Source organism: Bradyrhizobium iriomotense (genome assembly GCF_018130765.1).
Classification (GTDB): Bacteria; Pseudomonadota; Alphaproteobacteria; order Rhizobiales; family Xanthobacteraceae; genus Bradyrhizobium; species Bradyrhizobium iriomotense_A.
Map to the genome: position 1 here is coordinate 46,699 of NZ_JAFCJZ010000022.1, position 24,978 is coordinate 71,676.

The following is a 24,978-nucleotide window of genomic DNA, read 5'->3' on the forward strand; positions in this document are numbered from 1 at the left end:
TTGGCAACGGATTGTGCGCTTGCAGCACGCGCTTTTCCCTCTGTCTGTCACTTCCAAGTCACGGTTCAAGTCGCAGTCGAATTTTGCCGTCATGCGAACGGCTTACGGTCGCTTCCAAGTCTCGCGCGAACCTCCGTTCGCATGAGGCTCAGTGCGTCTCCTCGCCGCTTTTCCCGCCATGGCCGGGAACCCCGGCTTCGTCGAGTTTCCGGTAGAGGGTCGACCGGCCGATTTTGAGGCGGCGGGCGACTTCCGACATCTGTCCGCGATAATGCGAGATCGCGAAACGGATGATCTCGTTCTCCATGTCCTCCAGCGGGCGGACATCCCCGGTCGGGGTCAGCATCGACAGGCTTCCCGCCAGGGGCAGCGGTGCGATTGGTATGTCACTACCCGACACCAGCGAAGGCGCTGCGATCGGCTCCAGCATCAGCGGTGCGGTCGGAATTTCCGTCGCGGGATGCGGCTGGGCGGTAAGCAGGGGAAAGTCGGCAAGGCCGAGCTGGTCGCCGTCGCTCATCACCACGGCGCGGTAGACCGCGTTCTCGAGCTGGCGGATGTTGCCGGGCCAGTCGAGCTGGGCGAGATGCGCCACGGCCTCGCCGCTGATGCCGGTGATGGAGCGGTTCTCCTCGGCGGCAAAGCGCGCCAGGAAGTGCCGGAGCAGATGCGGAATGTCCTCGCGCCGGGCGCGCAGCGAGGGGATCGTCAGCGGCAGCACGTGCAGGCGATAGAACAGGTCTTCGCGGAAGTGGCCCTGCTTCACCCGCTCCAGCAGCTTGCGGTTGGTTGCGGAGACGATGCGGACGTCGACCTTGACGGGCTTGCGGCCGCCGACCGCCTCGACCGCGCCTTCCTGCAGCGCGCGCAGCAGCTTGACCTGCGCGGTCAGCGGCAGCTCGCTGACCTCGTCCAGGAACAGCGTGCCGCCATGGGCCTCGACGAACTTGCCGGTGTGGCGTTCGGTGGCGCCGGTGAAGGCGCCCTTCTCGTGGCCGAACAGGATGGACTCGACGAGGTTGTCGGGGATCGCGCCGCAATTGACCGCGACGAAGGGCTTTGCCTTGCGCTCGCCGCTGCCGTGGATGGCGCGCGCGAACATCTCCTTGCCGACGCCGGACTCGCCTTCGATCAGCACGGGGATAGAGGAATTCGCCGCCTTCTGCGCGGCGCGCATGACGGGTGCCATCGCCTCGGCGCGGGTGATGATGTCGGAGAAGGTCAGCCGTCCTTCGCGGCTGTGACGGATGCGCTGCAATTCGCCTTTGAGCGCAGAGGTGTTGAGCGCATTGCGCAAGCTGACCTGGAGCCGCTCCATGCCGACCGGCTTGACCACGAAATCGGCGGCGCCCGCGCGCATCGCCGAGATCACATTGTCGATGCCGCCATGGGCGGTCTGCACGATGACGGGTACGGAGAGGCCCGCTTCGCGGATTTTCGCCAGCACGCCCATGCCATCGAGGCCGGGCATCACGAGATCGAGGATGACGCCGTCGATGGCAGGCGCGTCGGGGGCGGTGAGGGCGGCGATCGCGGCGTCGCCGGACTCCACGACGATCGTGTCATAGCCGCATTTCTGCACCATGTTCTCGACCAGCCGGCGGGCTACTGCGTCGTCGTCGACGATCAAAATACTGGCAGCCATGGTGTTCCCCGCACGCTACAACTATCTGTCTCGAATCGGGGCACTCTGGCCGAAGCCGATTAACGCACTCTTAAACCTTGATGCCCCCGCCCGCCGTCGCGATTGTTGAACACAGGTTTCCCACACAATGAATTCGCGCTCCAAGCCTGCTCTCAAAAAGTCTGCCCTCCGCAAGCCTGCCACCAAGACATCCGTCGTCAAGAAATCCGCCGCCAAGGCAAAGCCCTCCAGAGCTGCGAGCAAGACCGGCAAGCTTCCGGAGTGGAACCTCGCCGATCTCTATTCCGGGATCGATGCGCCGGAAGTGGCGCGCGATCTCGAGAAGATGGATGCCGATTGCGTCGCGTTCGAGACCGACTACAAGGGCAAGCTCGCGACAGGGACAGCAAACGAAGATGGCGGAAAATGGCTCGCGGAGGCCGTGCGACGCTATGAGGCGATCGACGATCTCGCCGGCCGTCTCGGCTCCTATGCCGGTCTCGTCCATGCCGGCGACAGCGTTGATCCCAAGATTTCAAAGTTTTACGGCGATGTGTCCGAACGCCTGACGGCGGCGTCCACCCATCTTCTGTTCTTTGCGCTCGAGCTCAACCGTATCGATGACGATATTTTGACCCGCGCGATGCAGGCTCCGGAGCTGGCGTATTACCGTCCGTGGATCGAGGATCTGCGCAAGGAGAAGCCGTACCAGCTCGACGACAAGCTCGAGCAGCTCTTCCTGGAGAAAGCGCAGACGGGCTATTCCGCCTTCAATCGCCTGTTCGACCAGACCATCTCGGGCTTGCGCTTCAAGGTCGGGGCCAAGGAGCTCGCGATCGAGCCGACGCTGAATCTTTTGCAGGACCGCGACGGTGCCAAGCGCAAGGCAGCGGCCGAAGCGCTGGCAAAAACCTTCAAGGCCAATGAGCGCACCTTCGCGCTGATCACCAACACGCTTGCCAAGGACAAGGACATCTCCGACCGCTGGCGCGGTTTCAAGGACGTCGCGGATTCCCGCCATCTGAACAATCGCGTCGAGCGCGAGGTCGTGGATGCGCTGGTCGCATCCGTGCGCGCCGCCTATCCGAAGCTGTCGCATCGCTATTACGCGCTGAAGGCGAAGTGGTTCGGCAAGAAGCGGCTGGCCTATTGGGATCGCAATGCGCGGCTGCCGTTTGCGGCGACCGACATCATCGGCTGGCCCGATGCGCGCAACATGGTGCTGACGGCCTATCGTGGCTTCTCGCCGAAAATGGCCGACATCGCCGAGCGCTTCTTCACCGATCGCTGGATCGATGCGCCGGTGCGTCCGGGCAAGGTGCCGGGCGCATTCTCGCATCCGACCACGCCGTCGGCGCACCCTTACGTGCTGATGAACTACCAGGGCAAGCCGCGCGACGTGATGACGCTCGCCCATGAACTCGGCCATGGCGTGCACCAGGTGCTGGCGGCGAAGAACGGCGCGCTGATGGCGCCGACGCCGCTGACGCTGGCGGAGACCGCGAGCGTGTTCGGCGAGATGCTGACCTTCCAGCGGCTGCTCGCGCAGACCAAGAGCCCGAAGCAGCGCCAGGCGCTGCTCGCCGGCAAGGTCGAGGACATGATCAACACCGTGGTGCGGCAGATCGCGTTCTATTCGTTCGAGCGCGCGGTCCATACCGAGCGCAAGAATGGCGAGCTCACCGCGACGCGGCTCGGCGAGATCTGGCTGTCGGTGCAGGGCGAGAGCCTGGGGCCCGCGATCGAGATCAAGGCCGGCTACGAGAACTACTGGATGTACATCCCGCACTTCATCCATTCGCCGTTCTACGTCTACGCCTACGCCTTCGGCGATTGCCTCGTGAACTCGCTCTACGCCGTCTACGAGAACGCGGCGGAAGGCTTTGCCGAGCGCTATCTCGACATGCTCGCCGCCGGCGGAACCAAGCACTATTCCGAGCTGCTGCGGCCGTTCGGGTTAGATGCCAAGGATCCCAAGTTCTGGGACGGCGGTCTCTCGGTCATCGCCGGGATGATCGACGAGCTGGAGGCAATGGTCTGAGGCGGCAGGCGTCTCGTAAAACATTTGTTGAACGTCCGTGCGCTGGATGTTATACAGATGTATAACGAGGTGCGGCCATGAACGAGAATGCGGACCCCAAGGACCTGAAGAGCGACTCCACCGTGCTTCAGGTGCGCAAGATCGGCAATTCCATCGGCGTTATCCTGCCGAAGGAGCTCGCAGCTCGCCTGAATCTCAAAGAGGGCGACAAGCTGTTTCCGGTCGAGCAAGCGGACGGTGGCGTCTTGTTGACGCCGCATGATCCCGACTTCGAAAAAGCGATGGAAATCGCACGGCGAGGAATGAAGCGTTATCACAACGCCCTCGCCGAGCTTGCCAAATGAGCGAGCCGTTCTGGCTGACGCGCCGGATCATCATTGCGATCCACGACGAACAGCTGGCGATTCATGGTGGTGCAAGCGGCCTTCGGGACGAAGGCATGCTCGAATCCGCGCTCGATCGGCCCAGAAACAAATGGTCTTACGAGAACGCCGATCTTCCTGAATTGGCGGCAGCGTACGCCTTCGGTATTGCGCGCAACCATCCCTTCGTCGACGGCAACAAACGCACGTCTCTGCTGGCGCTGTACACTTTCCTTGGTGTCAACGGCGTCGACTTCGTTGTGCCCGAGGCAGAGGCGGCAGCCATCATCCTCTCCCTTGCCGCCGGCGAAGTCAGCGAGGAGGGCCTGACGCGCTGGATCCGCGACAATTGGGATTCCAAATGACCTGATTTGGCGGAAAACCGCTGCCGAGTGCCGTTGCCCTGTCTAAATCTTTCAGGTATCCCAGCCCGAGAATTCGACTTTCGACTGGGGACAATCCATGGCTGACCATAGCGAAGTGGCGTACACCACTGCCGACGGCAACGACTACGTTGCCCACGAGCAGACCTATGAGGGCTTCATCAAGCTGGTGAAATACGGCACGGCCTCGGTCGCGCTCATCGTGATCCTGATGGCGATCTTCCTCACCTGATCCATCGCCTTGTTGCACCGCCAGCGTCGTCGGTGCTCATAAAATTTGCATTCAAACCGGTGCCAAAACCGGTATCCAACGTTGCGGGAGTGACGCTAAGTTCGCGTGCGCGCTTTTTCCCGCGTCGCCGGAGGGCCTATGAAGATCGCCGTTGCCAAGGAAATCGATCCGTCGGAGCCGCGTGTCGCCGCTTCGCCTGATACGGTGAAGAAGTTCAAGGCGCTGGGCGCCGAGATTGCCGTCGAGCCGGGTGCCGGCCTCAAGTCGGGTCTGCCGGATTCCGAATTCACCGCCGTGGGTGCCACCGTCAGCGCCGATGCGCTCAAGGACGCCGACATCATCATCAAGGTGAAGCGCCCCGAGGCCTCCGAGCTTGCGCAATACAAGCGCGGCGCGCTCGTCATCGCCATCATGGACCCTTACGGCAACGAGGCCGCGCTGAAGACGATGGCCGATGCCGGCGTCTCCGCCTTCGCGATGGAACTGATGCCGCGCATCACCCGGGCGCAGGTGATGGACGTGCTGTCCTCGCAGGCCAACCTCGCCGGCTACCGCGCCGTGATCGAGGGCGCCGAGGCGTTCGGCCGCGCCTTTCCGATGATGATGACCGCAGCCGGCACCGTGCCTGCCGCCAAGGTGTTCGTGATGGGCGTCGGCGTCGCCGGCCTCCAGGCGATCGCGACCGCGCGCCGCCTCGGCGCCGTCGTCACCGCGACCGACGTCCGGCCCGCGACGAAGGAACAGGTCGAGTCGCTCGGCGCAAAGTTCCTCGCCGTCGAGGACGAGGAGTTCAAGAACGCGCAGACCGCCGGCGGCTACGCCAAGGAAATGTCCAAAGAATACCAGGCCAAGCAGGCCGCGCTCACCGCCGAGCACATCAAGAAGCAGGACATCGTGATCACCACGGCGTTGATCCCGGGCCGGCCGGCGCCGAAGCTCGTCAGCGCTGAAATGGTCAGGTCGATGAAGCCGGGCTCGGTGCTGGTCGATCTCGCGGTCGAGCGCGGCGGCAATGTCGAAGGCGCCAAGGCCGGCGAGGTCGTCGACCTCGATGGCATCAAGATCGTCGGCTACACCAACGTCGCCGGCCGCGTCGCGGCCTCGGCTTCCAGCCTCTATGCGCGCAATCTGTTCTCCTTCATCGAGACCATGGTCGACAAGAAGGAGAAGAAGCTCGCCGTGAATTGGGACGACGAGCTGGTCAAGGCCACGGCGCTGACCAAGGACGGCGCCGTCGTCCACCCGAACTTCCAGCCGAAGGCGTAAGGAGATCCGTCATGGAGCATGCTGCACAGGTCGTCGACCCCTTCATCTTCCGGCTGTCGATCTTCGTACTCGCCGTCTTCGTCGGCTATTTCGTGGTGTGGTCGGTGACGCCGGCGCTGCACACGCCGCTGATGAGCGTGACCAACGCGATCTCCTCGGTGATCGTGGTCGGCGCGCTGCTTGCCGGCGGCGTCGCCAATGTTTCGAGCGGCTCGGGCTGGGCGCGCGCCTTCGGCTTCGTTGCGCTGATCTTTGCCTGCATCAACATCTTCGGCGGCTTCCTTGTCACCCAGCGCATGCTGGCGATGTACAAGAAGAAGTCGAAGTAAGCGGCCACCTCGGGCTGATGGGATCAATGGGGACCTGAGATGAGCGCCAACCTCTCTGCATTTCTGTATCTCGTGGCGGGAGTGCTGTTCATCCTGTCGCTGCGCGGGTTGTCGAGCCCGGCTTCGTCGCGCCAGGGCAATCTGTTCGGCATGATCGGCATGGCGATCGCGGTCGCCACCACGCTTGCCAACCATCCGCCGGCGGACGGCCTCGCCTGGGTGCTGGTGATCGTCGGCATCGCGATCGGCGCTGCGATCGGCGCGGTGATCGCCCGCCGCGTGCCGATGACGTCGATGCCGGAGCTGGTCGCCGCCTTCCACTCGCTGGTCGGCATGGCCGCGGTGCTGGTCGCCGCTGGCGCATTCTACGCGCCCGAGGCTTTCGACATCGGTACGCCCGGCAATATTCACACCCAGAGCCTGGTCGAAATGTCGCTCGGCGTCGCCATCGGCGCGCTGACCTTCACCGGCTCGGTGATCGCATTCCTCAAGCTGTCGGCGCGGATGAGCGGCGCTCCGATCATCCTGCCGGCCCGCCATGTGATCAACGTCGTGCTCGCGGTGGCGCTGGTCGCCTGCATCGTCGGCCTCGTCGTCACCGGCAGCGCCGTGTTCTTCTGGCTGAACGTCATCCTGGCGCTTCTGCTCGGCGTGCTCATGATCATCCCGATCGGCGGCGCCGACATGCCGGTCGTGATCTCGATGCTGAACTCCTACTCGGGCTGGGCTGCGGCCGGCATCGGCTTCACGCTCGGCAATTCCGCGCTGATCATCACCGGCGCGCTGGTCGGCTCGTCGGGTGCGATCCTGTCCTACATCATGTGCCACGCGATGAACCGGTCCTTCATCTCGGTCATCCTCGGCGGCTTCGGCGGCGAGACCGCCGCAGCCGGCGGTGGTGGCTCGGGCGAACAGAAGCCCGCCAAGCTCGGCTCGGCCGACGATGCCGCCTTCATCATGAAGAACGCCTCCAAGGTCATCATCGTGCCCGGCTACGGCATGGCGGTGGCACAGGCCCAGCACGCGCTGCGCGAGATGGCCGACATCCTGAAGAAGGAAGGCGTCGAGGTGAAGTACGCTATTCACCCCGTCGCGGGCCGCATGCCCGGCCACATGAACGTGCTGCTCGCCGAAGCCAACGTGCCCTATGACGAGGTGTTCGAGCTCGAGGACATCAACTCCGAATTCGCGCAGGCCGACATCGCCTTCGTGATCGGCGCCAACGACGTCACCAACCCGGCCGCCGAAGAGGACAAGACCTCGCCGATCTACGGCATGCCGGTGCTCCAGGTCTGGAAGGCCGGTACCGTGATGTTCATCAAGCGCTCGCTGGCTTCGGGCTATGCCGGCATCGACAATCCGCTGTTCTACCGGGACAACACCATGATGCTGCTCGGCGACGCCAAGAAGGTCACCGAGAACATCGTCAAGGCGATGTAACGCGGGAGGGACCGTGGCCATCAACAAGGATTGGCACCGGTCCCATCCCATGCCGCCCAAGGCGACGCGCGAGCAGCGCATCGCCTGGCACGCCGCTCACAAGGTGGCGTGCGGCTGCCGCGACGTTCCTGCCAGCATCCAGCCCGACGTCATGAAATTGCTGCGGAGCAGGCGCAAGCCTTGAGGCGGAGACCAGCCGCCTCGTCATGACCATCGTCAAGTGGATCGCCATCCTGCTCGTGACCGTCTATTTCGCCGGTCTCGTCGTGCTGTACGTGAGGCAGCGCGAGATGCTGTTTCCGATCCCGCCCGTCGGCCGCACTGCGCCGGGTGCCGCAGGTCTGCCCGAGGCGGAAGAGCATGTCCTGACCACGTCGGATGACGAGAAGGTCATCCTCTGGCACGTGCCGGCCAAGCCCGGCCGTCCGGTCATCCTCTATTTCCCGGGCAACGGCGATTTTCTTGCCGGCGGCGTCAGCCGCTTCAAGGAGATGACCGCGGATGGGACCGGTCTCGTGGCTCTGTCCTATCGCGGCTATGCCGGCTCGAGCGGCGCGCCGAGCGAGGAGGGGCTGCTGCGCGATGCCGCTTCCGCCTACGCCTTCACGACGGCGCGCTATGCCGCGGAACGAATCGTCGCCTGGGGCTTTTCGCTCGGGACCGGCGTTGCGGTCGCCATCGCCTCCGAGCATCCCGTCGGCAAGTTGATCCTGGAGGCACCGTACACCTCGACGGTCGATGTCGCTGCCGCTGCGTTCCGCTTCGTTCCGGTCCGCCTCCTGATGCGCGATCAGTTTCGCTCCGACCAGCGGATTGCGCGCGTCACGGTGCCGCTCTTGGTGATGCATGGCACCAATGACCTTGCCATTTCGATCGTGTTCGGAGAGCGTCTGTTCGCGCTCGCGCATGAACCGAAGCAGTTCGTTCGCTTTGCGGGCGGCGGACACGAGAATCTCGATGCGTTCGGCGCGATCGGGACAGCGAGGCGCTTCATTGCTTCCTAGACGGTTTGCGACCTGGCGGGGCTGCGTGGTCGTCGCCGCGCCACTGTCACTGTTGCCGCAGCCCGCATGGGCGGCGGCGGGGATCGATGGCGCGGCGATGCGCTGGCCGTATGCGCTGCCCTTTGCCGGCCTGTTGTTCTCGATTGCGCTCGGGCCGCTGCTGTTCGCAAAATTCTGGCACCATCACTACGGCAAGATCGCCGCGGCGTGGTCGCTGCTGGCGCTCGGCTCGCTCGTGTTGTTCGCAGGGGGCATGGCGACGCTGGCGGCGCTGGTCCACGCCATGCTCGCCGAATATCTCGGCTTCATCGTGCTGCTGTTCTCGCTCTATGTCGTGGCCGGCGGCATCCTCGTCACGGGCGACATCAAGGGGACGCCGGCGGCGAATACCGGTATCCTCGCGCTCGGCACGCTGATGGCGAGCGTCGTCGGCACCACCGGGGCGGCGATGATCCTGATCCGCCCCCTGATCCGCGCCAACCGACCGCGGCGCCACAATGCCCATGTCGTCATCTTCTTCATTATCCTGGTCGCCAATGTCGGCGGCGCGCTGAGCCCGCTCGGCGATCCCCCGCTGTTCGTCGGCTTCCTGCACGGCGTCGACTTCTTCTGGACCACGCGGAACATCTGGCTGCAGACGATGCTCGTTGCCGGGCTGCTGCTCGTCATCTTCGTCGCCGTCGACGTCTGGCGTTTCAGGAGCGAGCCGCCTCTCGGCGGCGCGGGTCCTGGGAAGCCGGTGCGGATCCGCGGCCTCGTCAACCTGGTGCTGATTGCAGCCATCGTCGCCAGTCTGCTGGCCTCGGCGATGTGGAAGCCCGGCATCGCCTTCGATATTCTCGGAACGAAGCTGGAGCTGGAAGACCTCGCCCGCAACGTGGCGCTGCTGGCGATCGCGGCGCTGTCGGTGTGGCTGACGCCGGACGAGCACAGGCAGGCCAACGGCTTCACCTGGGAGCCGATCCGCGAGGTCGCAAAGCTGTTCGCGGGCATCTTCGTCGCCATCATTCCGGTCATTGCCATGCTCAATGCCGGCCATCACGGCGCCTTCGCCTGGCTGCTGTCGGCCGTGACGGCGCCGGACGGCACGCCGCGCGAGGCAGCCTATTTCTGGTGCACCGGCCTGATGTCGGCATTTCTCGACAATGCGCCGACCTATCTGTTGTTCTTCGAACTGGCCGGCGGGGACCCGCAAGTGCTGATGCATGCCATGTCGGGCACGCTCGCCTCCATCTCCATGGGCGCGGTCTACATGGGCGCGCTCACCTATATCGGCAATGCGCCGAACTTCATGGTGAGCAGTATCGCTAGCGAGAACGGCATCGAGATGCCGAGCTTCTTCGGCTATCTCTTGCGCGCAGGCGCGGTGCTGATCCCGCTGTTCCTGCTGCTGACCTACCTGCCGGTCGCGCCGATCCTGCACTGGCATTGAATCTGCCGGCCGATTTGCTACTGCTCGGCTTCACAACTGGAGCTGGTGGATGAGCGCGCATAGTCCGATGCCCCGGTCGGCCTGGATCTTCCCGGCGCTGGCCGTGCTGTTGTTCGCGGCCGTCAGCGTGACGGATTACGTCTTCACGCTGTCGCTGGCCGGTCTCGTCTTCGCGATCATCCTTCTGGTCATCCTGTTCGGCACGGTGTTCGCCGCCGTTCATCATGCCGAAGTGATCGCCGAACGGGTCGGCGAACCCTATGGCACGCTGGTGCTGACGCTCTCGGTGACCATCATCGAGGTGGCGCTGATCACCACGATCATGCTGGGCGAAAAGCCGGCGCCGGAACTTGCGCGCGACACGGTGTTCGCGGTGGTCATGATCGTCTGCAACGGCCTCGTCGGGCTCTGCATTTTCATCGGCGGCCTGCGCTATCGCGAGCAGGGCTTTCAGCTCTCAGGCGCCAACGTCTATCTCAGCGTCCTGTTCGCGCTCGCGACCATCACGCTGATCATGCCGAACTACACGACCACCACGCCGGGACCGGTCTATTCGTCCGTTCAGCTCGGCTTCGTCGATGTGGTCACGCTCGCGCTTTACGCGGTGTTCCTCTACACCCAGACCGTCCTGCACAAGGATTACTTCGTCCATGAGCGGGCGGGCGGCGGGGGCGGGGAGGCGCATCTGTCGGGCAGGATGTTCATGGTCAGCGTCGTGCTGCTGCTTGTTGCACTGCTGGCGGTCGTGCTGCTGGCCAAGAAGTTCTCGCTGGTGGTCGATGCCGTCGCGGTCAGGATCGGCGCGCCGCCCGCCTTTGCCGGACTTCTGGTCGCGCTCCTGATCCTGATGCCGGAAGGCGTCGCGGCCGTGTCGGCGGCGCGCAAGAACGACCTCCAGAAGAGCATCAACCTTGCGCTCGGCTCGTCGCTGGCGACCATCGGGCTGACAATCCCGGCCGTCGGGGTCGCCACCTATGCGCTCGACAAGGAGCTCGAGCTCGGCCTCAGCGCCCAGGGCAGCGTCCTTTTGCTCCTGACCTTCTTCCTGAGCATGCTGACCTTCGGCACAGGCAGGACCAATGTCCTGTTCGGCCTGGTCCATATGGTGGTATTTGCCGTCTACGTGTTCATGGTTTTCGTGCCCTGAAGCGCCGTCGCGCTTCAGGCTATTGTATGGGCATGATCTTTCCGGGAAACCGCTCCACACTTTTCCGGATCATGCTGTGAGGAGAGTTCCGATGCTTGCCGCCAAGTCCGAAGTTCAGATCGACAACGAGCAGGTCCGGGTGACCGAATGGCGGCTCGCCCCGGGCAGCGCGACCGGGCACCACACCCATGGGATGGACTATGTGATTGTTCCCGTCGTCGCCGGCGAAATGACCATCGTGGCGCCCAATGGCGAGCGGTCCAAGGCGCAGCTTGCGGCCGGAAAATCCTACTTCCGCAAGGCTGGCGTCCAGCACGACGTACTTAACGAAACCTCAACTGAGATCGTGTTCCTTGAGATCGAGCTGAAGGCGTAGGGTTGCCCTTTGCCATCGATCCGTCGCAGTTGATCCCTTACAATGCCCCAAAGTTCCCGCATCTGGTCGCGCGGGGAGTGGCCGAGAAATGCTGAAATACCTCGCTAAAATCTCGATGGATATCTTCCCCTCGGTGCTCGCGACGATCATCGGGGCGTACATCGTTAACCACTACATCAACGCCAAGCCGGCGGCCGACACCCCTGCGGCCGTGGTAGCGCCTGCCGAGGCCGGCAAGGACGCCAAGCCGACGGACACCGCCAACCTTCCCGCGCCCGGCGTCAAGGCCAAGGGCGTTTCCGAGAAGAGCGTCTCCGAGAAGAGTGTGACGGACAAGGCTGCGGCCGAGAAGCCTGCCGACAAGCCTGAGACCAAGGCTGCGGACACAGCTCCCGCCGACACCGCCTCGCACGGCCGCCCCGCGGCGCGCGAGAAGGCAGCCGCGAAGTCGACCCCGGCAGCCACCGCCCCGGTGGTGGAGGCCAGTTCCGCGCCGGCCGCCGCGTCCCCAGCTGCGATCCCCGACGCCAACGATCTGGCGCGCGCCGCCATCGAGCGTCTCCGCAAGTCGCCTGAGGGCAAGGCTGCTGAAAAGGCTGCCGAAGCCAAAGCCGCCGAGACCAGGCCGGCCGAGCGGACCCCCGAGCCCGCGGTGCGCGAAGCCACCCGCGTCCCCGAGGCCCCGCGTGTCGTTACGACGGAGCCGTCCGCGGTCCGTCCGCTGCCGCCGCCGATCACGGTGTCCACGCCCTCCCCCGAGTCGTATGGCAATGCCGGTTCGCAGCCGTCCTATACGGCCTCGGTCGGCAACGACGACCCGAATCGGATCACGCCGCCGGCGGACATTCCGGTGCCGGTGATCGCGCCGCCGCTCGACCTGCGTGCCGATGCCGGCGCGACCATGCCCCGGCCGAAGAAGACCAACGTCGCGGACGAGATGCTGTCGGGCATGAAGTCGATGTTCCACTCCGTCCTGCCGAAGAGCTCCACCCCCGATTAAGGCGGGTGGCTCAGAGCGTTTTCGAGCGAAGTATAACCGCTTGTCAGCCGCCGACGCGGGCGAGGCCGCTGCGGGCGGCATCGTCGCGTGGACGCAGGGCAACCGCCTTGTTGTAGGACGCCGCCGCCTTGGCCCGGTCGCCGAGCCGCTCATAGGCCTGTCCGCGCGCGGTCCAGACCTGGGCATTGTGCGGATCGGCCTCGGAGGCTTCATCCAGGTCGGCCGCGGCTTCCTTGACCTTGCCGAGGGCGAGATAGCTGATGGCGCGGCCGAGCAGCGGCTCGGCCTTTTGCGGGTTGAGCCCGTTCGCCGCGCTGAAATCGGCGACGGCGAAATCGTGCTGGTTGTTGCCCTGGTAGATCAGCGCGCGGCCATAGAGCGCCTGCGCATTGTAGGGATCGAGCCCGACGGCGCGATTGAACTCGTCGAGCGCGGCCGCGGTCTCGCCTGACTTGGCGAGGGACTGCGCCTTTGCCGTGTGGGCCTGGGCTTCGGTGACGCTGCCGGCGCTGACCGCGCTCTCTGGGGCTGCCACGGTCTTGGGCGCCTCCTGCGGCTTCTCCTTCTCCGGCATCAAGGATCCCAGGTCGAAGGAGCAGCCGCACAGCGCAATTCCCATCAAAGTCAGCGTGAGCGGCTGGCGCCAGATCAGGCGTCGTCGCGCCAAGCGGCGCTCGGGGATAGGGGAGGCCATCTACGGTTCGCTCGCGCTCGTGCCGCATCGGTAAGTGCCCCGTCCCAGAAAGGCACCGCTACAAAATAATAACGCGGGCTCTGGGCCCGCGTCATCGAAAACTGAAGTCTGGTAAATCCGGAAGGATCAGCGCGGTCCGCGCGGACCTGCACCCGGGCCGCCACGACCACCACGCTCGCCACCGGGGCCGGCGCCGAACACCGGCTTCGGCTTCATCGGCAGCAGGCCTTCGCGCTGCAGCTTCTTGCGGGCCAGCTTGCGCGCGCGGCGCACGGCCTCGGCCTTTTCGCGGGCCTTCTTCTCGGAGGGCTTTTCGTAGTGACCGCGGAGCTTCATCTCGCGGAAAATTCCCTCGCGCTGCATCTTCTTCTTCAGCGCCTTGAGGGCTTGATCGACATTGTTATCGCGAACGAGAACCTGCACGCGGCATCCTCTTCAGTGGATCGGATTTGAATTCTGGTAGGTCAAAGGGGATGGCAAAAAGCCCGACGCCCTTAACCTTGAGCGCGCGGATGTATCAGACAAAACCCCAGATGTCCACCGGCCAAGCGGGTTTTCGGGCCAAGTTCAGCCATTAAATGAGGCGAAAATGCCCCTGTGTGGCCCCGATTTGGGTGGTTTGGCGCCTTTGGCGGGGCCGCGACCGGAGCTTGTTCCGGAAACTTTGAAATGAGGGGACGACAATGGATATGAAAAAATATGCTGCCGAGGCCATCGGCACCTTCTGGCTCACATTCGCAGGTTGTGGCAGCGCGGTGATCGCGGCCGGCTTCCCGCAGGTCGGAATCGGTCTGGTCGGCGTGTCCCTGGCTTTCGGCCTGAGCGTCGTCACGATGGCCTACGCGATCGGCCACATCTCGGGCTGCCATCTCAATCCGGCGGTCACGGTCGGCCTTGCTGCGGGTGGCCGATTCCCAACCGGACAGATCCTGCCCTATATCGTCGCGCAGGTCGTCGGTGCGATTGTTGCGGCTGCGCTGCTCTACGTTATCGCCAGCGGCGCCCCCGGCTTCGACGTCACCAAGGGCTTCGCGTCCAACGGTTACGATGCTCATTCGCCCGGCCAATACAGCATGATCGTGTGCTTCATCACCGAGGTGGTGATGACCATGATGTTCCTGTTCATCATCATGGGCGCGACCCACGGCCGCGCGCCCGCGGGTTTCGCACCGCTCGCGATCGGGCTCGCGCTGGTGATGATCCATCTCGTCAGCATTCCCGTCACCAACACGTCGGTGAACCCTGCGCGCAGCACCGGCCCCGCGCTGTTCGTCGGCGGCTGGGCGCTGGCGCAGCTCTGGCTGTTCTGGGTTGCGCCGCTGATCGGCGGTGCGCTCGGCGGGGTGATCTATCGCTGGCTCAGCGAGGAGCCCTCAGGCGTCGTCGCTGGCGCGAAGACGGCGTAATCCGCGAACGGGATCGCAGCCTCCGCTGCGGTCCCTCACTTGTCCCTGGCGGGCCGAACTTCGGTGACATGGCCCATCTTGCGGCCGGGGCGCGGCACGCCCTTGCCATAGATGTGCACCGTGGCGCCCGGGACGGTCAGCCACTTGTCGTAGTCGTTGATCTCGTCGCCGATCAGATTGGTCATGGTGACGATCTCGCCGTGACGCACCGGCTTGCCGAGCGGCCAGCCGGCAATGGCGCGGATGTGCTGCTCGAACTGCGAGACGGAGGCGCCGTCCAGCGTCCAGTGCCCGGAATTGTGCACGCGCGGGGCGATCTCGTTGACCAGCACCTTCGGTCCGGTGCCGTTGGCAAGCACGAACATCTCCACCGCCAGCACGCCGACATAGTCGAGCGCAGTCGCGATCTTGCTCGCGACGTTGCGCGCCTCATCCGCGAGCGCGTCCGGGATCGGCGCGGGCGCGCGCGACACTTTCAGGATGTGGTCGCGGTGCTCGTTCTCGGTCACGTCGAAGCACTCGACCTGGCCCGTGGCCGAGCGCGCGGCGATCACGGAGATCTCGCGCTCGTACGGGATGAAGGCTTCCAGGATCGCCGATTTGGTGGCGAGGCTGGTCCACACCTTGGCGATGTCGTCGCCCTCGCGGATGATGGCCTGGCCCTTGCCGTCATAGCCGAAGCGGCGGGTCTTCAGCACCGCCGGGAGGCCGATCCTCAGGATCGCCTCGCGCAGCGAGGTGACGGAGGTGACGTCAGCATAGGTTGCAGTGCCGATGCCGAGCTTCGTCACAAAATCCTTCTCGGCGAGCCGGTCCTGGGTGGTCTCGAGGATCTTGCGGTTGGGCAGCACCGGGCGGCGCGCGTCCAGCACCATCGCGGCGGCCGCCGGCACGTTCTCGAATTCGTAGGTGATGACGTCGACGTCGCTCGCGAACAGCTCCAGCGCTTCGACGTCGGCATATTCCGCGCAGGTCGCGTTCAGCACGACGTCGAAGGCCGGGGAGTCCGGATCGGGCGAGAACACCTGGCAGCGCAGGCCGAGCCGCGCCGCAGCCATCGCCAGCATCCTCCCCAATTGTCCGCCGCCGAGGATTCCGATGGTGTCGCCGGGCTTCAGCTTCACCTGCTTTGCGTCAGTCACGCCTTGTCCTCCGGACGCTCGGCAACCGCGTCGGTCTGCGCCTTGCGCCAGGCGGCGAGGCGGCCGGACAGGGCCGGGTCGGACAATGCCAGCACGGCGGCTGCAAGCAGCGCTGCGTTGATCGCGCCGGCCTTGCCGATGGCGAGGGTGCCGACCGGGATCCCCGCCGGCATCTGCACGATCGAATAGAGCGAATCGACACCCTTGAGCGTCTTCGATTCGACGGGAACGCCGAACACCGGGAGTTCCGTCAGCGCCGCCGCCATGCCCGGCAGATGCGCAGCGCCGCCGGCGCCGGCGATGATGACCTTGTAACCCGCCGCCTTGGCGCCCTTGGCGAAGGCAAACAGCCGGTCCGGGGTCCGGTGGGCCGAAACGATGCGGGTCTCGGCGGCGACGCCGAGCGCATCGAGCGTCTCGGCGGCATGCCGCATCGTGTCCCAATCCGACTGGCTTCCCATGATGATGGCGATCGGCGCGGTCATGACGTCAATTGTGCTCGGGAAAACAGAAACATAGGCCAGATTAACGGTTCCGGCCGGCGGCTCGCAAGGCGGTGGCAAGGAGAAGGGAATGCACTATCCTGTCTTGGTGAATCCCCGCAAGCCTTCATTGAGCAGGATGCCCATGAAGAAAACAAAAAGGGCGAACGCTGCGAAGGCCAAAAAGGGCCGGAAAACCAGCGGCAGCCGATCCAAAGCCGTCTCGAACCGCCCGGCCAGGCCGGCCTCGCGCAGAGCGCCGGCTGCCGATGACAGCAAGGCGACCATCCGTGGCCTGCGGAGCAAGCTCAAGGCGGCCCTGCTGCGGGTCTCGGAACTCGAGGCCGCTGCCGATACCGACTTCCTGCTCGAGATTCCGAACCGGCGCGGCTTCGAGCGCGAGCTCACGCGCGCCATTGCCTACATGAAGCGGTATCGCGCCAGCGGTGCGCTGATCGTGCTCGATGTTGACCGGCTGAAGCCGATCAACGATTCCTTCGGCCATGCCGCCGGCGACGAGGTGCTCAAGGCGATTGCCGCGACGCTGACGCGGCAGGTCCGCGCCTCCGACGTGGTCGGCCGGCTCGGCGGCGACGAGTTCGCGCTGCTGCTCTGGAATCTCAACGAGACCGATGCCAAGGCGAAGGCCGCGACCTTCGAGCAGGCGATCGACGAATTGTCCTTCGACTTCCGCGGGCGGCAGGTGACGGCGGGCGCCTCTGCCGGTGTCGCCTTGCTCGGTCCGCACTCCGATGCAGGCCGCGCCCTGGAAGAGGCCGATGCCGCCATGTATGTGCGCAAGGCGCGCCGCCGGCACGAGCCGCGGATCAGGCTCGTCAGCAACTGATCCTACAGTGTGGCGAGATCTTCCGGCACGTTGCCGAATTTGCGCAGCAGTGTTGCGTCGCCGAATTCGCCGGTCATGGGATCGCCGCTGCGGCTGAACGCGACCGCGCCGATATGGCCGGCGCCGCGCGCCAGAATCTCGGCGCGCCGCAGTGCTGCCGACGAGGACTGACACTCCTCCGCCGCGCCTGCGACGGGTGATCCGTCGGCATCGATCAAAAAGGGCATTGCAACGTAGTAGGTCACATCCGACATGGCGTTGCTCCAACGTTGAAAGTCAAAGCATGATCCGGACCCGAAGGGCCGCGTTAGCGCAAAGTGCGCAGCGGTTTTCCGAAAAGATCATGCTCAAACAATAACCTAAAGCGCGATGACGATTCATCCCAATCTCATCGCGCTTTAGGCGGCGCTGCTCTTGCTCCGCACCTTGCTGCGCGTGGTTTCGGGAATGCAGCCGGCGGAAATCGCCGCCTGCAATTCTTCCAGCTCCGCCTCCAGATACTCGTTGGCCATGATCAGCGCCTTGATGGTGCTGCGCAGATTGCCGTCGCACATCGCGATCGCCTGATCGCAGGCCTGTTCATAATGGCTGTTGTCCAAGAGGGCGGGTGCGGGCATCTGCGTTGTCCTTGTGAGTTTTCCTTGGGGGTTTTTCTTGGGAGTTTTTCTTGGGCGTTTCCCTTGGACGTTTCCTGGGGGCGTCGGGCGCAGGAATGTTCCTATTTTGTTCTTTTCGAGTCAAGCTGATTCAGACGCGAGGAGGCGTCACGGCAGCGCTAAACGCGATCAGGCGATGATGTCGGGCGTGATCTGGTCTTCGATGAACGCGATGCGGTCGCGCAACAACAGCTTGCGTTTCTTCAACCGCTGGAGCCGCAACAGATCGGGGGCGGGCGATTGATGCAGTGCATCGATCGCCGCATCGAGATCTCGGTGTTCCTGCTGCAACCGGGTGAGCTCGGCTTCGAGTTCACGCTCGTCTTCATGGGTCATGTCTGCGGTGGCCGAAAAACCGATAGGCGTGAGATTAAGGCTGTGGATGCCCTGTGGAAATTATCGTCCTTGCGCGGCGTGACCGCAAGCGATCTCGGGCCGTCGCTCACCGATCTCTCGCAAGATATTTCGACGGTTCGCGGCGGGGCTGCGCAATCGCATTGATATCATGGATTTTTCCCGCGCGGTTCCGTACTCACGCTTCATTACATATGAATTTTCAAAAATGACGCGGCGACGACGGATACCCATCGACAGAACGAATCGGTGATGTAGACTTCGCCGTCCGGATCGAATCCTGAGGTTAACCCCTACCGAGGAGGTTTCGAATGACAATTCAGGCACATCTTGTTGAATTGGAGCGGAAACACAAACTTCTCGAAAACGAATTGCACGATGCTCTCGTGCACCTTTCAACAGACGACCTGCAAATTGTTGAGTTGAAGCGCCGGAAGTTGATGGTCAAGGACCAGATCGAGCGTCTGAAGCAAGGCGATACGCTCCACTAGTAACCCCCGTAACAGTGTTGAGTTGATCGTACCCTTTCAGGCAGGGATGAGAGCCTTTGCGCTCATCCCTGCTGCAAGGTGCGAGACCCCGCGCAATCATCGTTGCGCGTGGCCTAGATGTCTGCGAGCTCGGCGACGTGATCGGCGATCGCGAGCGAGGACGTCAGTCCCGGCGATTCGATTCCGAACAGGTTGATCAGACCCGCGACGCCATGGTCGCGCGGGCCCTGCATCAAGAAATCCTGCGTGGCGACGGCCGGCGGCACGATCTTCGGGCGGATGCCTGAATAACTCGGCATCAACGCGCCGTCGGGCAGCGTCGGCCAGTATTTGCGGATCGCCGGGTAGAAGCGCTCGGCGCGTGACGGATCGACTTCGTAGTTGATCGTCTCGATCCATTCGACGTCGGGCCCGAAACGCGCCTGCCCCGCCATGTCCAGCGTCAGATGCACCCCTAATCCGCCGGGCTCGGGCACTGGATAGATCAGGCGCGAGAATGGCGCTTTGGCGTTGCAGCTGAAGTAGTTTCCCTTGGCGAGATAGGCCGGCGGAATCCGGTCCAGCGGCATGCCATCGATATTGCGCGCGACCGTCGTCGCCGAGAGGCCCGCAGCGTTGACGAGGAGGCTGCATTGCAGCGTCATCGGCGCCTCGCCACCAGCCTCGACCTCGATCACGCCGGCCGCCGCCTTGGCGCGGATCAGCGGGGTATGAAACGCGAAGGCCGCGCCGGCTTCCTCGGCCTCGCCGCGCAGCGAGAGCATGTAGGCGTGGCTGTCGATGATGCCGGTCGAGGGCGAGAGCAGCGCGGCGTCACAGGCGAGGGCCGGCTCCAGCGCGCGTGCGGCCTCGCCCGTGAGCAGCTGCATGTCGAGCACGCCGTTGGCCTCGGCGTGCGCCTTGATCGATTGTAGCTTCTCGGTTTCCTTCGCGTTGGTCGCGACGATCAGCTTGCCGCAATTCTTGTGGGGGATGCCGCGCTCGCCGCAGTAGCGGTAGAGCGCGTGCTTGCCACTGACGCACATCCGCGCCATCCAGCTTCCGGCGCGGTAGTAGATGCCGGCATGGATCACCTCGCTGTTGCGCGAGGAGGTGATGGTGCCGATGGCCTCGGCCTCCTCGAGCACGATGACCTCGCGCCCGGCCTGGGCGAGCTTCCGGGCCACCGCAAGCCCGACCACGCCGGCTCCGATGACAATGCAGTCGACCTTATCCATGGTTGTGCAGGACGTCCGCTGGAAGCGCCGGTGGCGTTGGTCCCGGGAACGAGGCCGCGGGGCCGGTTTCCGTTAAGGAAGCATTTATCATGTCAGGGCAATTGCCGTGTTTGGCGTCACATTTTTCTGTTGCGCGTACAGGCGTTTACCCGATCCAAACCGGAGAGGCCAGACAATCCGACGTTGAAATCGCGGGTGGCTGATGGCTGAGAAGAACTGGCACGTGGGCGGCACGCTTCCGATTGCTGTGCAGGCCGTCCTGTGCCTGGCCGGCGCGGTCGCGCCTGCGCGCGCCTTTGCGCTGTCGGACAGCCTCGCCCCGCCGAGCTATCTCGGCCAGCTCGATCCCAACCTGATTTGGGAAGTCCTGATCGCGGGAATCGTCGTCTGCGCGTTCCTGGCCGCCGTCGCGTTGTGGGTCCATTCGGCGCTGCGTCGGACGAGGCGGTTACAATTGCGGCGCAATGCCTTCGTCTCCTCCGCCATGAACAATCTCAACCAGGGCGTGGTCATGACGGATGCGCAGCGGCGCATCATCTTCTGCAACGACCGCTATCTCGACATCTACGGCCTGTCGCGGTCGGATCTCTGGGTCGACATGAACGGCCACGAACTCCTCGATCTGCGACGCAAGCGCGGCGTGCTTGGCGGTGCTTCCGACGACGAGTTCTACGAGAAGGCCGCGAGCCTCAACGGCCTGATCACGGAACTGCCTGATGGCCGCGCCATCCTGGTGAAATATTTCATCCTGCCGAACGGCGGATCGGTCGCGACTCATCTCGACGTCAGCGAGCAGCGCAAGCTGTCGCGGCAGCTCGCCTCCACCAAGCAATTCCTGGAATCGGTGCTTGACCATGTGCCGGCCTGCGTGGCCGCCAAGAACATCGACGACGGTTGCTACATCTTCGCGAACAGCGCCTATGAGCGGTTCTGGGGACTGTCGCGGGACTGCGCCGTCGGCAGGAATGCGCGGGAGCTGTTTGCACCGAGCTCGGCGGCGAGCATCGAGGCGGCCGACCGGGCGGCGCTGGAGGCGCCGGATGGTCAGTTCCGCAATGAATTCGAGGTCGACCGCGGCGGCGAGCGGCGTATGGTCGCCTCGATCCGGATCGTGGTCCGCAACGAGAGCAACAGGCCCGAATTCCTGCTGCTGGTGTTCGAGGACATCACCGACCGCCGATCGCTGTCGCAGGAGCTGGAAAGCACCAAGAAATTCCTCGAGCTCGTGGTCGACAATATTCCGGTCGCGCTGATCGTGGAGCAGGTCAAGGACGGCCGCTATCTGCTCGCCAACCGCAGCGCCGAGACGATCCTCAACCGCCGGCGCGAGGAAGCCACGGGCCTGACCGCGTCCGACATCTTCAATCCCAAGGAAGCCAAGCTGATCATCGCGCGCGACGAGGCAGCGATCAAGAAACGCGGGATGATCACCGAGGAGCATCCGATCTCCACCAAGGACGGCCTGCGGCTGTTCCTGACCCGCCGCGCCACGGTGCTCAGCGATGCCGGCGAGCCGCAATATCTGATCAAGACCCATGAAGACGTCACCGACCGCCGGCAGACCGAGTCGCGCATGGCGCACATGGCCTATCATGACGGTCTCACCGATCTGCCGAACCGCGCCGCCTTCCTGCAGGCGCTGACCCAGATGATCGAGGCCTGCGAAGGCACCGGCGAGGAGTTCGCCGTGCTCTGCGTCGACCTCGACGGGCTCAAGGAGGTCAACGACGTCTTCGGCCATGCGCTCGGCGACAAGCTCCTGATCGAGGTGGCCCAGCGGCTCCAGGACTCCGCCCGAGGCGGCGTGGTGGCGCGCCTGTCCGGCGACGAGTTCGGCCTGATCATCGACGGCAAGCAGCCGGAATCGGGTCTCGCACTGGCGCAGCAGATCGGCGAAGCCGTCGCGCAGGAGTTCCAGATCGACGGCCGGCCGGTCCGCGCCGGCGTCACCACCGGCATGTCGATCTTCCCGCACAACGGGGCCGATGGCGCCTCGCTGCTCGCCAATGCCGGCGCGGCGCTGTTCCGCGCCAAGCAGAAATCGCGCGGCACGATCAGCCTCTACCAGCCGGAGATGGACCAGCAGATCCGCGATCGCCGCGTGCTGCACCAGGACCTCTCGATGGCGATCAAGAACGGCGAGCTCTCGCTCGCCTTCCAGCCGCAGGGAGCCGCGGGCCACAGCGTCGCCGAGAGCGAGATCATCGGCTTCGAGGCGCTGGCGCGCTGGCAGCATCCGGTGCGCGGCCAGGTCTCGCCGGCCGAATTCATCCCGATCGCCGAGGAGAGCGGCCTGATCGTCGAGATGGGCGAGTGGATCCTGCGTGAGGCCTGCCGCGAGGCGGCGTCCTGGCCGAAGCCGCTCCAGGTCGCGGTCAATTTGTCGCCGGCGCAGTTCATGCACGGCGACGTGGTTGGCCTCGTCCATTCGATCCTGATCGAGACGGGCCTTGCGCCCGGCCGGCTCGAGCTCGAGATCACCGAAGGCGTGCTGATCGAGGATTTCGACCGGGGCCTTGCGCTGCTGCGCCGGCTGAAGGCGCTGGGCGTGCGCATCTCGATGGACGATTTCGGCAGCGGCTATTCCTCGCTGAGCTATCTCCAGGCGTTCCCGTTCGACAAGATCAAGATCGACCGCGCCTTCATCATCAACCTCGGTCGCAACCCGCAATCGGCGGCGATCGTCCGTGCCGTGATCGATCTCGGCCACGGCCTCGAAATGTCGATCATCGCGGAAGGCGTCGAAACGGTCGAGCAGCTTGGCTTCCTCGCCAAGGAGGGCTGCGACGGCGTGCAGGGCTATCTGCTCGGCAAGCCCTTGCCGATCGGCAAATATGCCGATCTCGTCGGCCGTGCTGAAGCCATGGAGCTTGCGCTCAAGACCGGCTAGAGCGCTTCTGGGCGAAGCGGATAGCCGTTCGCGCGAAGAAAACGCGACGAAACAAAAATCTGGAGCCGTTCCGATTTCATCGGAACGGAAATGGCTCTAGGGATGGTGAGCTTCGCTCCCTCTCGACGGTTTCATGTCGGATTACGATCTTGCGATCATCGGCGGCGGCCTGAACGGTGTCAGCCTTGCGCGCGATGCGGCTGGCCGCGGCTTGCGCGTGATTCTGTTCGAGCAGGGTGATCTCGCCGGCGCTGCGTCGTCGGCGACACCGCGGCTGATTCACGGCGACCTTTCGGTGCTGGAGCGCCGTGGCTTCTGGCGGGTGCGCCGGGCGCTCGCCGAGCGCCGGATCTGGCTCCGGATCGCGCCGCACCTGGTCCGGCCGATGCGCTTCGTGATCCCCGCCCATTCCGAGGAGCGTCCGCCATGGCTCTTGCGCGCCGGCCTGTATGTCTATGACGGCCTCACGAACCGGGGCGGCTTGCCGCCGTCTGCGACCCTCGACATCACGCATCATCCGGTCGGCAACGCACTGAAACGTCCCTTCGGCATGGCCTTCGAATATACCGACTGCGTCGTCGACGATTCCCGCCTGGTCGTGCTGACGGCGCTGGATGCCGCCGAACGTGGCGCTGCGATCCGGACCGGGGCGCGCTGCGTCCGTGCCGATCGAACCGATACCTGGCGGCTCGCTGTGGTCGATCGCGGCTATCGCCGTATCGTCACGGCGCGGGCGCTGGCCAACGCCACCGGCGCCTGGACCTCGATGGTCGCGGACACCGTGCTGCGGCAGCCGCAGCCGGCGATGGTGGCCATGCAGATGAGCCAGATCGTCGTGCCGCGGCTGTTCGATTCTGAAAACGTCTACGTCTTCCAGCACAATGACGGGCGGCTGATCTTCGCCCGGCCGTTCGAGCGCGACTTCACGCTGATCGGGACGGTCACCCATGCTTTCACCGGCGATCCCGCCATCGTCGCGATGCCCGGCGCCGACATCAGCTATCTCTGCGAGGCCGCCAGCCGCTATTTCCGCGAACGCATTGCCCCGACCGACGTGGTCCGCACCGTCTCCGGCGTCAACCTGGCGCTGGCGTCCGCGCGCGGGCGCGAGGGCACGACGCTGTTCCATGCGCGCCGGCGCAAGGCGCCGCTGCTCACGATGTTCGGCGGCGACGTCACCACGTCGCGCCTCCGTGCGGAACGGGCGGTGACGAAGCTGACCCCGTTCTATCCGATGTCGCCGCCCTGCACCGCCGGCGCGGCGTTACCAGGTGGAGACTTCGCCTGGGACCGTTTCGACACCGAGGTCGACCTCGCGCGCGACCGCTGGCGCTTTCTGTCGGAGCCAGAGGCCCAGCGCCTGGTTGCCGCCTATGGCTCGCGATTGCCGGCGGTGCTCGGCGAGGCCAAGAGCCGTCAGGAGCTCGGTCCGGCCTTCGGACCCCAGCTGACCGGCGCGGAGGTGCGCTACCTGATGACCCACGAATGGGCGCGCTTTCCGGACGATGTCTTGTGGCGCCGCTCCAAGCTCGGCCTGACAATGCCTGCGGCGGACCGTGACGCGCTGGCCGCGTTCATGGCGAATGTGAGCTAGTCGGGATCTCGCGCACCCGGCATCCCTCCGGGATCGCGAGCCCCATGGCGGATAGCATGGATGATGATCTCCTGAGCCCCGATCTCGTAAAAGACGAGAAACGGGTAGGGCGTTGTAGTCAATCTCCGGATATCCGGATCGTCAGTTCGTAGACCGATCTCGGGATGTGCGAGCAGCAGACCGATAACGTCCTGAATGCGCTTTTGGACGCGTGCCGCTCCCTGAGGAGACGCTTCAGCAATGTAGGTCAGAATGGAATCGAGGTCGGCGAGCGCCGGAAGCGTGTAGCGAATATTCACAGGCCGTGTTTGGCCCAAGTCGCTCGGACTTGAGCCTCGGTTGCGAATTCCCCACGTTTAGCCGCCGCCTTGGATGCGGCAATTGCTGATCTTTCATCATCCGATAGGACGACTAGGGGCGTCGCATCGGCGCCTGCGAGCTGAAGTACGATCCGGGCAATATCGTCCTGCGCGTCCGAGGGCAGACTGCGCGCGATCTCCAGGGCTTGATCCAGCAGCTTGGTCATGTCGTGAATCATACGCCCTTTGATGCCGCGCATGAAGGCCAAA

Annotated in this window: 29 protein-coding genes; 18 read left to right on the forward strand and 11 right to left on the reverse strand. The window is 64.6% G+C overall.

The features are described 5' to 3' along the window. Positions 1–148: 148 nt before the first annotated feature. Positions 149–1,645: a sigma-54-dependent transcriptional regulator gene (locus JQ635_RS30295; protein WP_211413461.1), complete on the reverse strand. Its 1,497-nt coding sequence runs from the start codon at positions 1,643–1,645 to the stop codon at positions 149–151. Positions 1,646–1,772: 127 nt separating this feature from the next. Here JQ635_RS30295 and JQ635_RS30300 point away from each other — a divergent pair, with 127 nt between their 5' ends. The 13 genes from JQ635_RS30300 to JQ635_RS30360 all read left to right on the forward strand — a co-directional run bounded on the left by JQ635_RS30300 (position 1,773) and on the right by JQ635_RS30360 (position 12,636). After that, positions 1,773–3,665 carry a M3 family oligoendopeptidase gene (locus JQ635_RS30300; protein WP_211413462.1) on the forward strand — a complete coding sequence of 631 codons (1,893 nt, stop codon included), beginning with the start codon at positions 1,773–1,775 and terminating at the stop codon, positions 3,663–3,665. Positions 3,666–3,742: 77 nt separating this feature from the next. Beyond that, positions 3,743–4,009, forward strand: coding sequence for an AbrB/MazE/SpoVT family DNA-binding domain-containing protein (locus JQ635_RS30305; protein WP_211413463.1), 267 nt, complete (start codon positions 3,743–3,745; stop codon positions 4,007–4,009). Then, a complete protein-coding gene (locus tag JQ635_RS30310; protein ID WP_211413464.1) occupies positions 4,006–4,392 on the forward strand; it encodes a type II toxin-antitoxin system death-on-curing family toxin in 387 nt (128 codons plus the stop codon). Before JQ635_RS30305 ends, JQ635_RS30310 begins: the two co-directional genes overlap by 4 nt. 97 nt (positions 4,393–4,489) lie before the next feature. Next, positions 4,490–4,642: an aa3-type cytochrome c oxidase subunit IV gene (locus JQ635_RS30315; RefSeq protein ID WP_008136857.1), complete on the forward strand. Its 153-nt coding sequence runs from the start codon at positions 4,490–4,492 to the stop codon at positions 4,640–4,642. 138 nt (positions 4,643–4,780) lie between these two features. Continuing rightward, positions 4,781–5,908, forward strand: a complete 1,128-nt coding sequence (locus tag JQ635_RS30320; protein ID WP_211413465.1) for a Re/Si-specific NAD(P)(+) transhydrogenase subunit alpha — start codon at positions 4,781–4,783, stop codon at positions 5,906–5,908. Positions 5,909–5,919: 11 nt separating this feature from the next. Next, entirely contained in the window at positions 5,920–6,237 is a 318-nt protein-coding gene (locus JQ635_RS30325) for a proton-translocating transhydrogenase family protein (RefSeq protein ID WP_014492434.1), read from the forward strand. 39 nt (positions 6,238–6,276) lie between these two features. Beyond that, a complete protein-coding gene (locus JQ635_RS30330) occupies positions 6,277–7,677 on the forward strand; it encodes an NAD(P)(+) transhydrogenase (Re/Si-specific) subunit beta (RefSeq protein WP_211413466.1) in 1,401 nt (466 codons plus the stop codon). 13 nt (positions 7,678–7,690) lie between these two features. Continuing rightward, a complete protein-coding gene (locus JQ635_RS30335) occupies positions 7,691–7,861 on the forward strand; it encodes a hypothetical protein (RefSeq protein WP_211413467.1) in 171 nt (56 codons plus the stop codon). A 22-nt stretch (positions 7,862–7,883) separates the two neighbouring features. Further along, the gene (locus JQ635_RS30340) at positions 7,884–8,681 is read left to right on the forward strand and encodes an alpha/beta hydrolase (protein ID WP_211413468.1); all 798 of its coding nucleotides are present in this window, start codon (positions 7,884–7,886) and stop codon (positions 8,679–8,681) included. Beyond that, positions 8,635–10,113 carry a sodium:proton antiporter gene (locus JQ635_RS30345; protein WP_211413469.1) on the forward strand — a complete coding sequence of 493 codons (1,479 nt, stop codon included), beginning with the start codon at positions 8,635–8,637 and terminating at the stop codon, positions 10,111–10,113. Before JQ635_RS30340 ends, JQ635_RS30345 begins: the two co-directional genes overlap by 47 nt. 49 nt (positions 10,114–10,162) lie before the next feature. Next, positions 10,163–11,260 (forward strand): calcium:proton antiporter, encoded by a 1,098-nt coding sequence (locus tag JQ635_RS30350; RefSeq protein ID WP_211413470.1) that lies wholly within the window; start codon positions 10,163–10,165, stop codon positions 11,258–11,260. 91 nt (positions 11,261–11,351) lie between these two features. Beyond that, positions 11,352–11,636 (forward strand): cupin domain-containing protein, encoded by a 285-nt coding sequence (locus JQ635_RS30355; protein ID WP_211413471.1) that lies wholly within the window; start codon positions 11,352–11,354, stop codon positions 11,634–11,636. A gap of 88 nt (positions 11,637–11,724) precedes the next feature. Then, complete coding sequence (locus JQ635_RS30360; RefSeq protein WP_211413472.1) at positions 11,725–12,636, forward strand: hypothetical protein; 912 nt, start codon at positions 11,725–11,727, stop codon at positions 12,634–12,636. Positions 12,637–12,679: 43 nt separating this feature from the next. Here JQ635_RS30360 and JQ635_RS30365 read toward each other — a convergent pair whose 3' ends face one another. Next, positions 12,680–13,330, reverse strand: a complete 651-nt coding sequence (locus tag JQ635_RS30365) for a tetratricopeptide repeat protein (RefSeq protein ID WP_211413473.1) — start codon at positions 13,328–13,330, stop codon at positions 12,680–12,682. 126 nt (positions 13,331–13,456) lie between these two features. Further along, positions 13,457–13,753 carry a 30S ribosomal protein S21 gene (rpsU, locus tag JQ635_RS30370; protein WP_027545547.1) on the reverse strand — a complete coding sequence of 99 codons (297 nt, stop codon included), beginning with the start codon at positions 13,751–13,753 and terminating at the stop codon, positions 13,457–13,459. A 260-nt stretch (positions 13,754–14,013) separates the two neighbouring features. Between rpsU and aqpZ the strand changes: the two genes are divergently transcribed. Then, complete coding sequence (aqpZ, locus tag JQ635_RS30375) at positions 14,014–14,736, forward strand: aquaporin Z (RefSeq protein ID WP_211413474.1); 723 nt, start codon at positions 14,014–14,016, stop codon at positions 14,734–14,736. A gap of 35 nt (positions 14,737–14,771) precedes the next feature. Here aqpZ and JQ635_RS30380 read toward each other — a convergent pair whose 3' ends face one another. Continuing rightward, positions 14,772–15,878, reverse strand: a complete 1,107-nt coding sequence (locus JQ635_RS30380) for a 5-(carboxyamino)imidazole ribonucleotide synthase (protein WP_211413475.1) — start codon at positions 15,876–15,878, stop codon at positions 14,772–14,774. Next, positions 15,875–16,363, reverse strand: coding sequence for a 5-(carboxyamino)imidazole ribonucleotide mutase (gene purE, locus JQ635_RS30385; protein ID WP_211413476.1), 489 nt, complete (start codon positions 16,361–16,363; stop codon positions 15,875–15,877). Before purE ends, JQ635_RS30380 begins: the two co-directional genes overlap by 4 nt. Positions 16,364–16,505: 142 nt before the next feature. Here purE and JQ635_RS30390 point away from each other — a divergent pair, with 142 nt between their 5' ends. Further along, positions 16,506–17,207 carry a GGDEF domain-containing protein gene (locus JQ635_RS30390; RefSeq protein WP_211413477.1) on the forward strand — a complete coding sequence of 234 codons (702 nt, stop codon included), beginning with the start codon at positions 16,506–16,508 and terminating at the stop codon, positions 17,205–17,207. A gap of 2 nt (positions 17,208–17,209) precedes the next feature. Here the strand turns inward: JQ635_RS30390 and JQ635_RS30395 are convergent, their stop codons facing one another. The 3 genes from JQ635_RS30395 to JQ635_RS30405 form a co-directional block, all read right to left on the reverse strand. Then, positions 17,210–17,461, reverse strand: coding sequence for a hypothetical protein (locus tag JQ635_RS30395; protein WP_018641549.1), 252 nt, complete (start codon positions 17,459–17,461; stop codon positions 17,210–17,212). Between the two features lie 144 nt (positions 17,462–17,605). Beyond that, the gene (locus tag JQ635_RS30400; protein ID WP_018641548.1) at positions 17,606–17,824 is read right to left on the reverse strand and encodes a hypothetical protein; all 219 of its coding nucleotides are present in this window, start codon (positions 17,822–17,824) and stop codon (positions 17,606–17,608) included. Positions 17,825–17,992: 168 nt separating this feature from the next. Beyond that, the gene (locus JQ635_RS30405; protein WP_018641547.1) at positions 17,993–18,199 is read right to left on the reverse strand and encodes a YdcH family protein; all 207 of its coding nucleotides are present in this window, start codon (positions 18,197–18,199) and stop codon (positions 17,993–17,995) included. Between the two features lie 329 nt (positions 18,200–18,528). Here JQ635_RS30405 and JQ635_RS30410 point away from each other — a divergent pair, with 329 nt between their 5' ends. Beyond that, positions 18,529–18,708: a YdcH family protein gene (locus tag JQ635_RS30410; protein ID WP_211413478.1), complete on the forward strand. Its 180-nt coding sequence runs from the start codon at positions 18,529–18,531 to the stop codon at positions 18,706–18,708. A gap of 113 nt (positions 18,709–18,821) precedes the next feature. Here the strand turns inward: JQ635_RS30410 and JQ635_RS30415 are convergent, their stop codons facing one another. Next, positions 18,822–19,925 (reverse strand): NAD(P)/FAD-dependent oxidoreductase, encoded by a 1,104-nt coding sequence (locus JQ635_RS30415; RefSeq protein WP_211413479.1) that lies wholly within the window; start codon positions 19,923–19,925, stop codon positions 18,822–18,824. Between the two features lie 202 nt (positions 19,926–20,127). Here JQ635_RS30415 and JQ635_RS30420 point away from each other — a divergent pair, with 202 nt between their 5' ends. Together JQ635_RS30420 and JQ635_RS30425 are read left to right on the forward strand one after the other, a co-directional pair. Further along, entirely contained in the window at positions 20,128–22,815 is a 2,688-nt protein-coding gene (locus JQ635_RS30420; RefSeq protein ID WP_211413480.1) for a sensor domain-containing protein, read from the forward strand. A gap of 133 nt (positions 22,816–22,948) precedes the next feature. Further along, a complete protein-coding gene (locus JQ635_RS30425; RefSeq protein WP_211413481.1) occupies positions 22,949–24,409 on the forward strand; it encodes a glycerol-3-phosphate dehydrogenase in 1,461 nt (486 codons plus the stop codon). Here the strand turns inward: JQ635_RS30425 and JQ635_RS30430 are convergent. Continuing rightward, complete coding sequence (locus JQ635_RS30430; RefSeq protein WP_211413482.1) at positions 24,406–24,708, reverse strand: type II toxin-antitoxin system RelE/ParE family toxin; 303 nt, start codon at positions 24,706–24,708, stop codon at positions 24,406–24,408. The genes JQ635_RS30425 and JQ635_RS30430 overlap by 4 nt on opposite strands. After that, positions 24,705–24,935 (reverse strand): hypothetical protein, encoded by a 231-nt coding sequence (locus JQ635_RS30435; protein ID WP_211413483.1) that lies wholly within the window; start codon positions 24,933–24,935, stop codon positions 24,705–24,707. Before JQ635_RS30435 ends, JQ635_RS30430 begins: the two co-directional genes overlap by 4 nt. Positions 24,936–24,978: the final 43 nt, after the last annotated feature.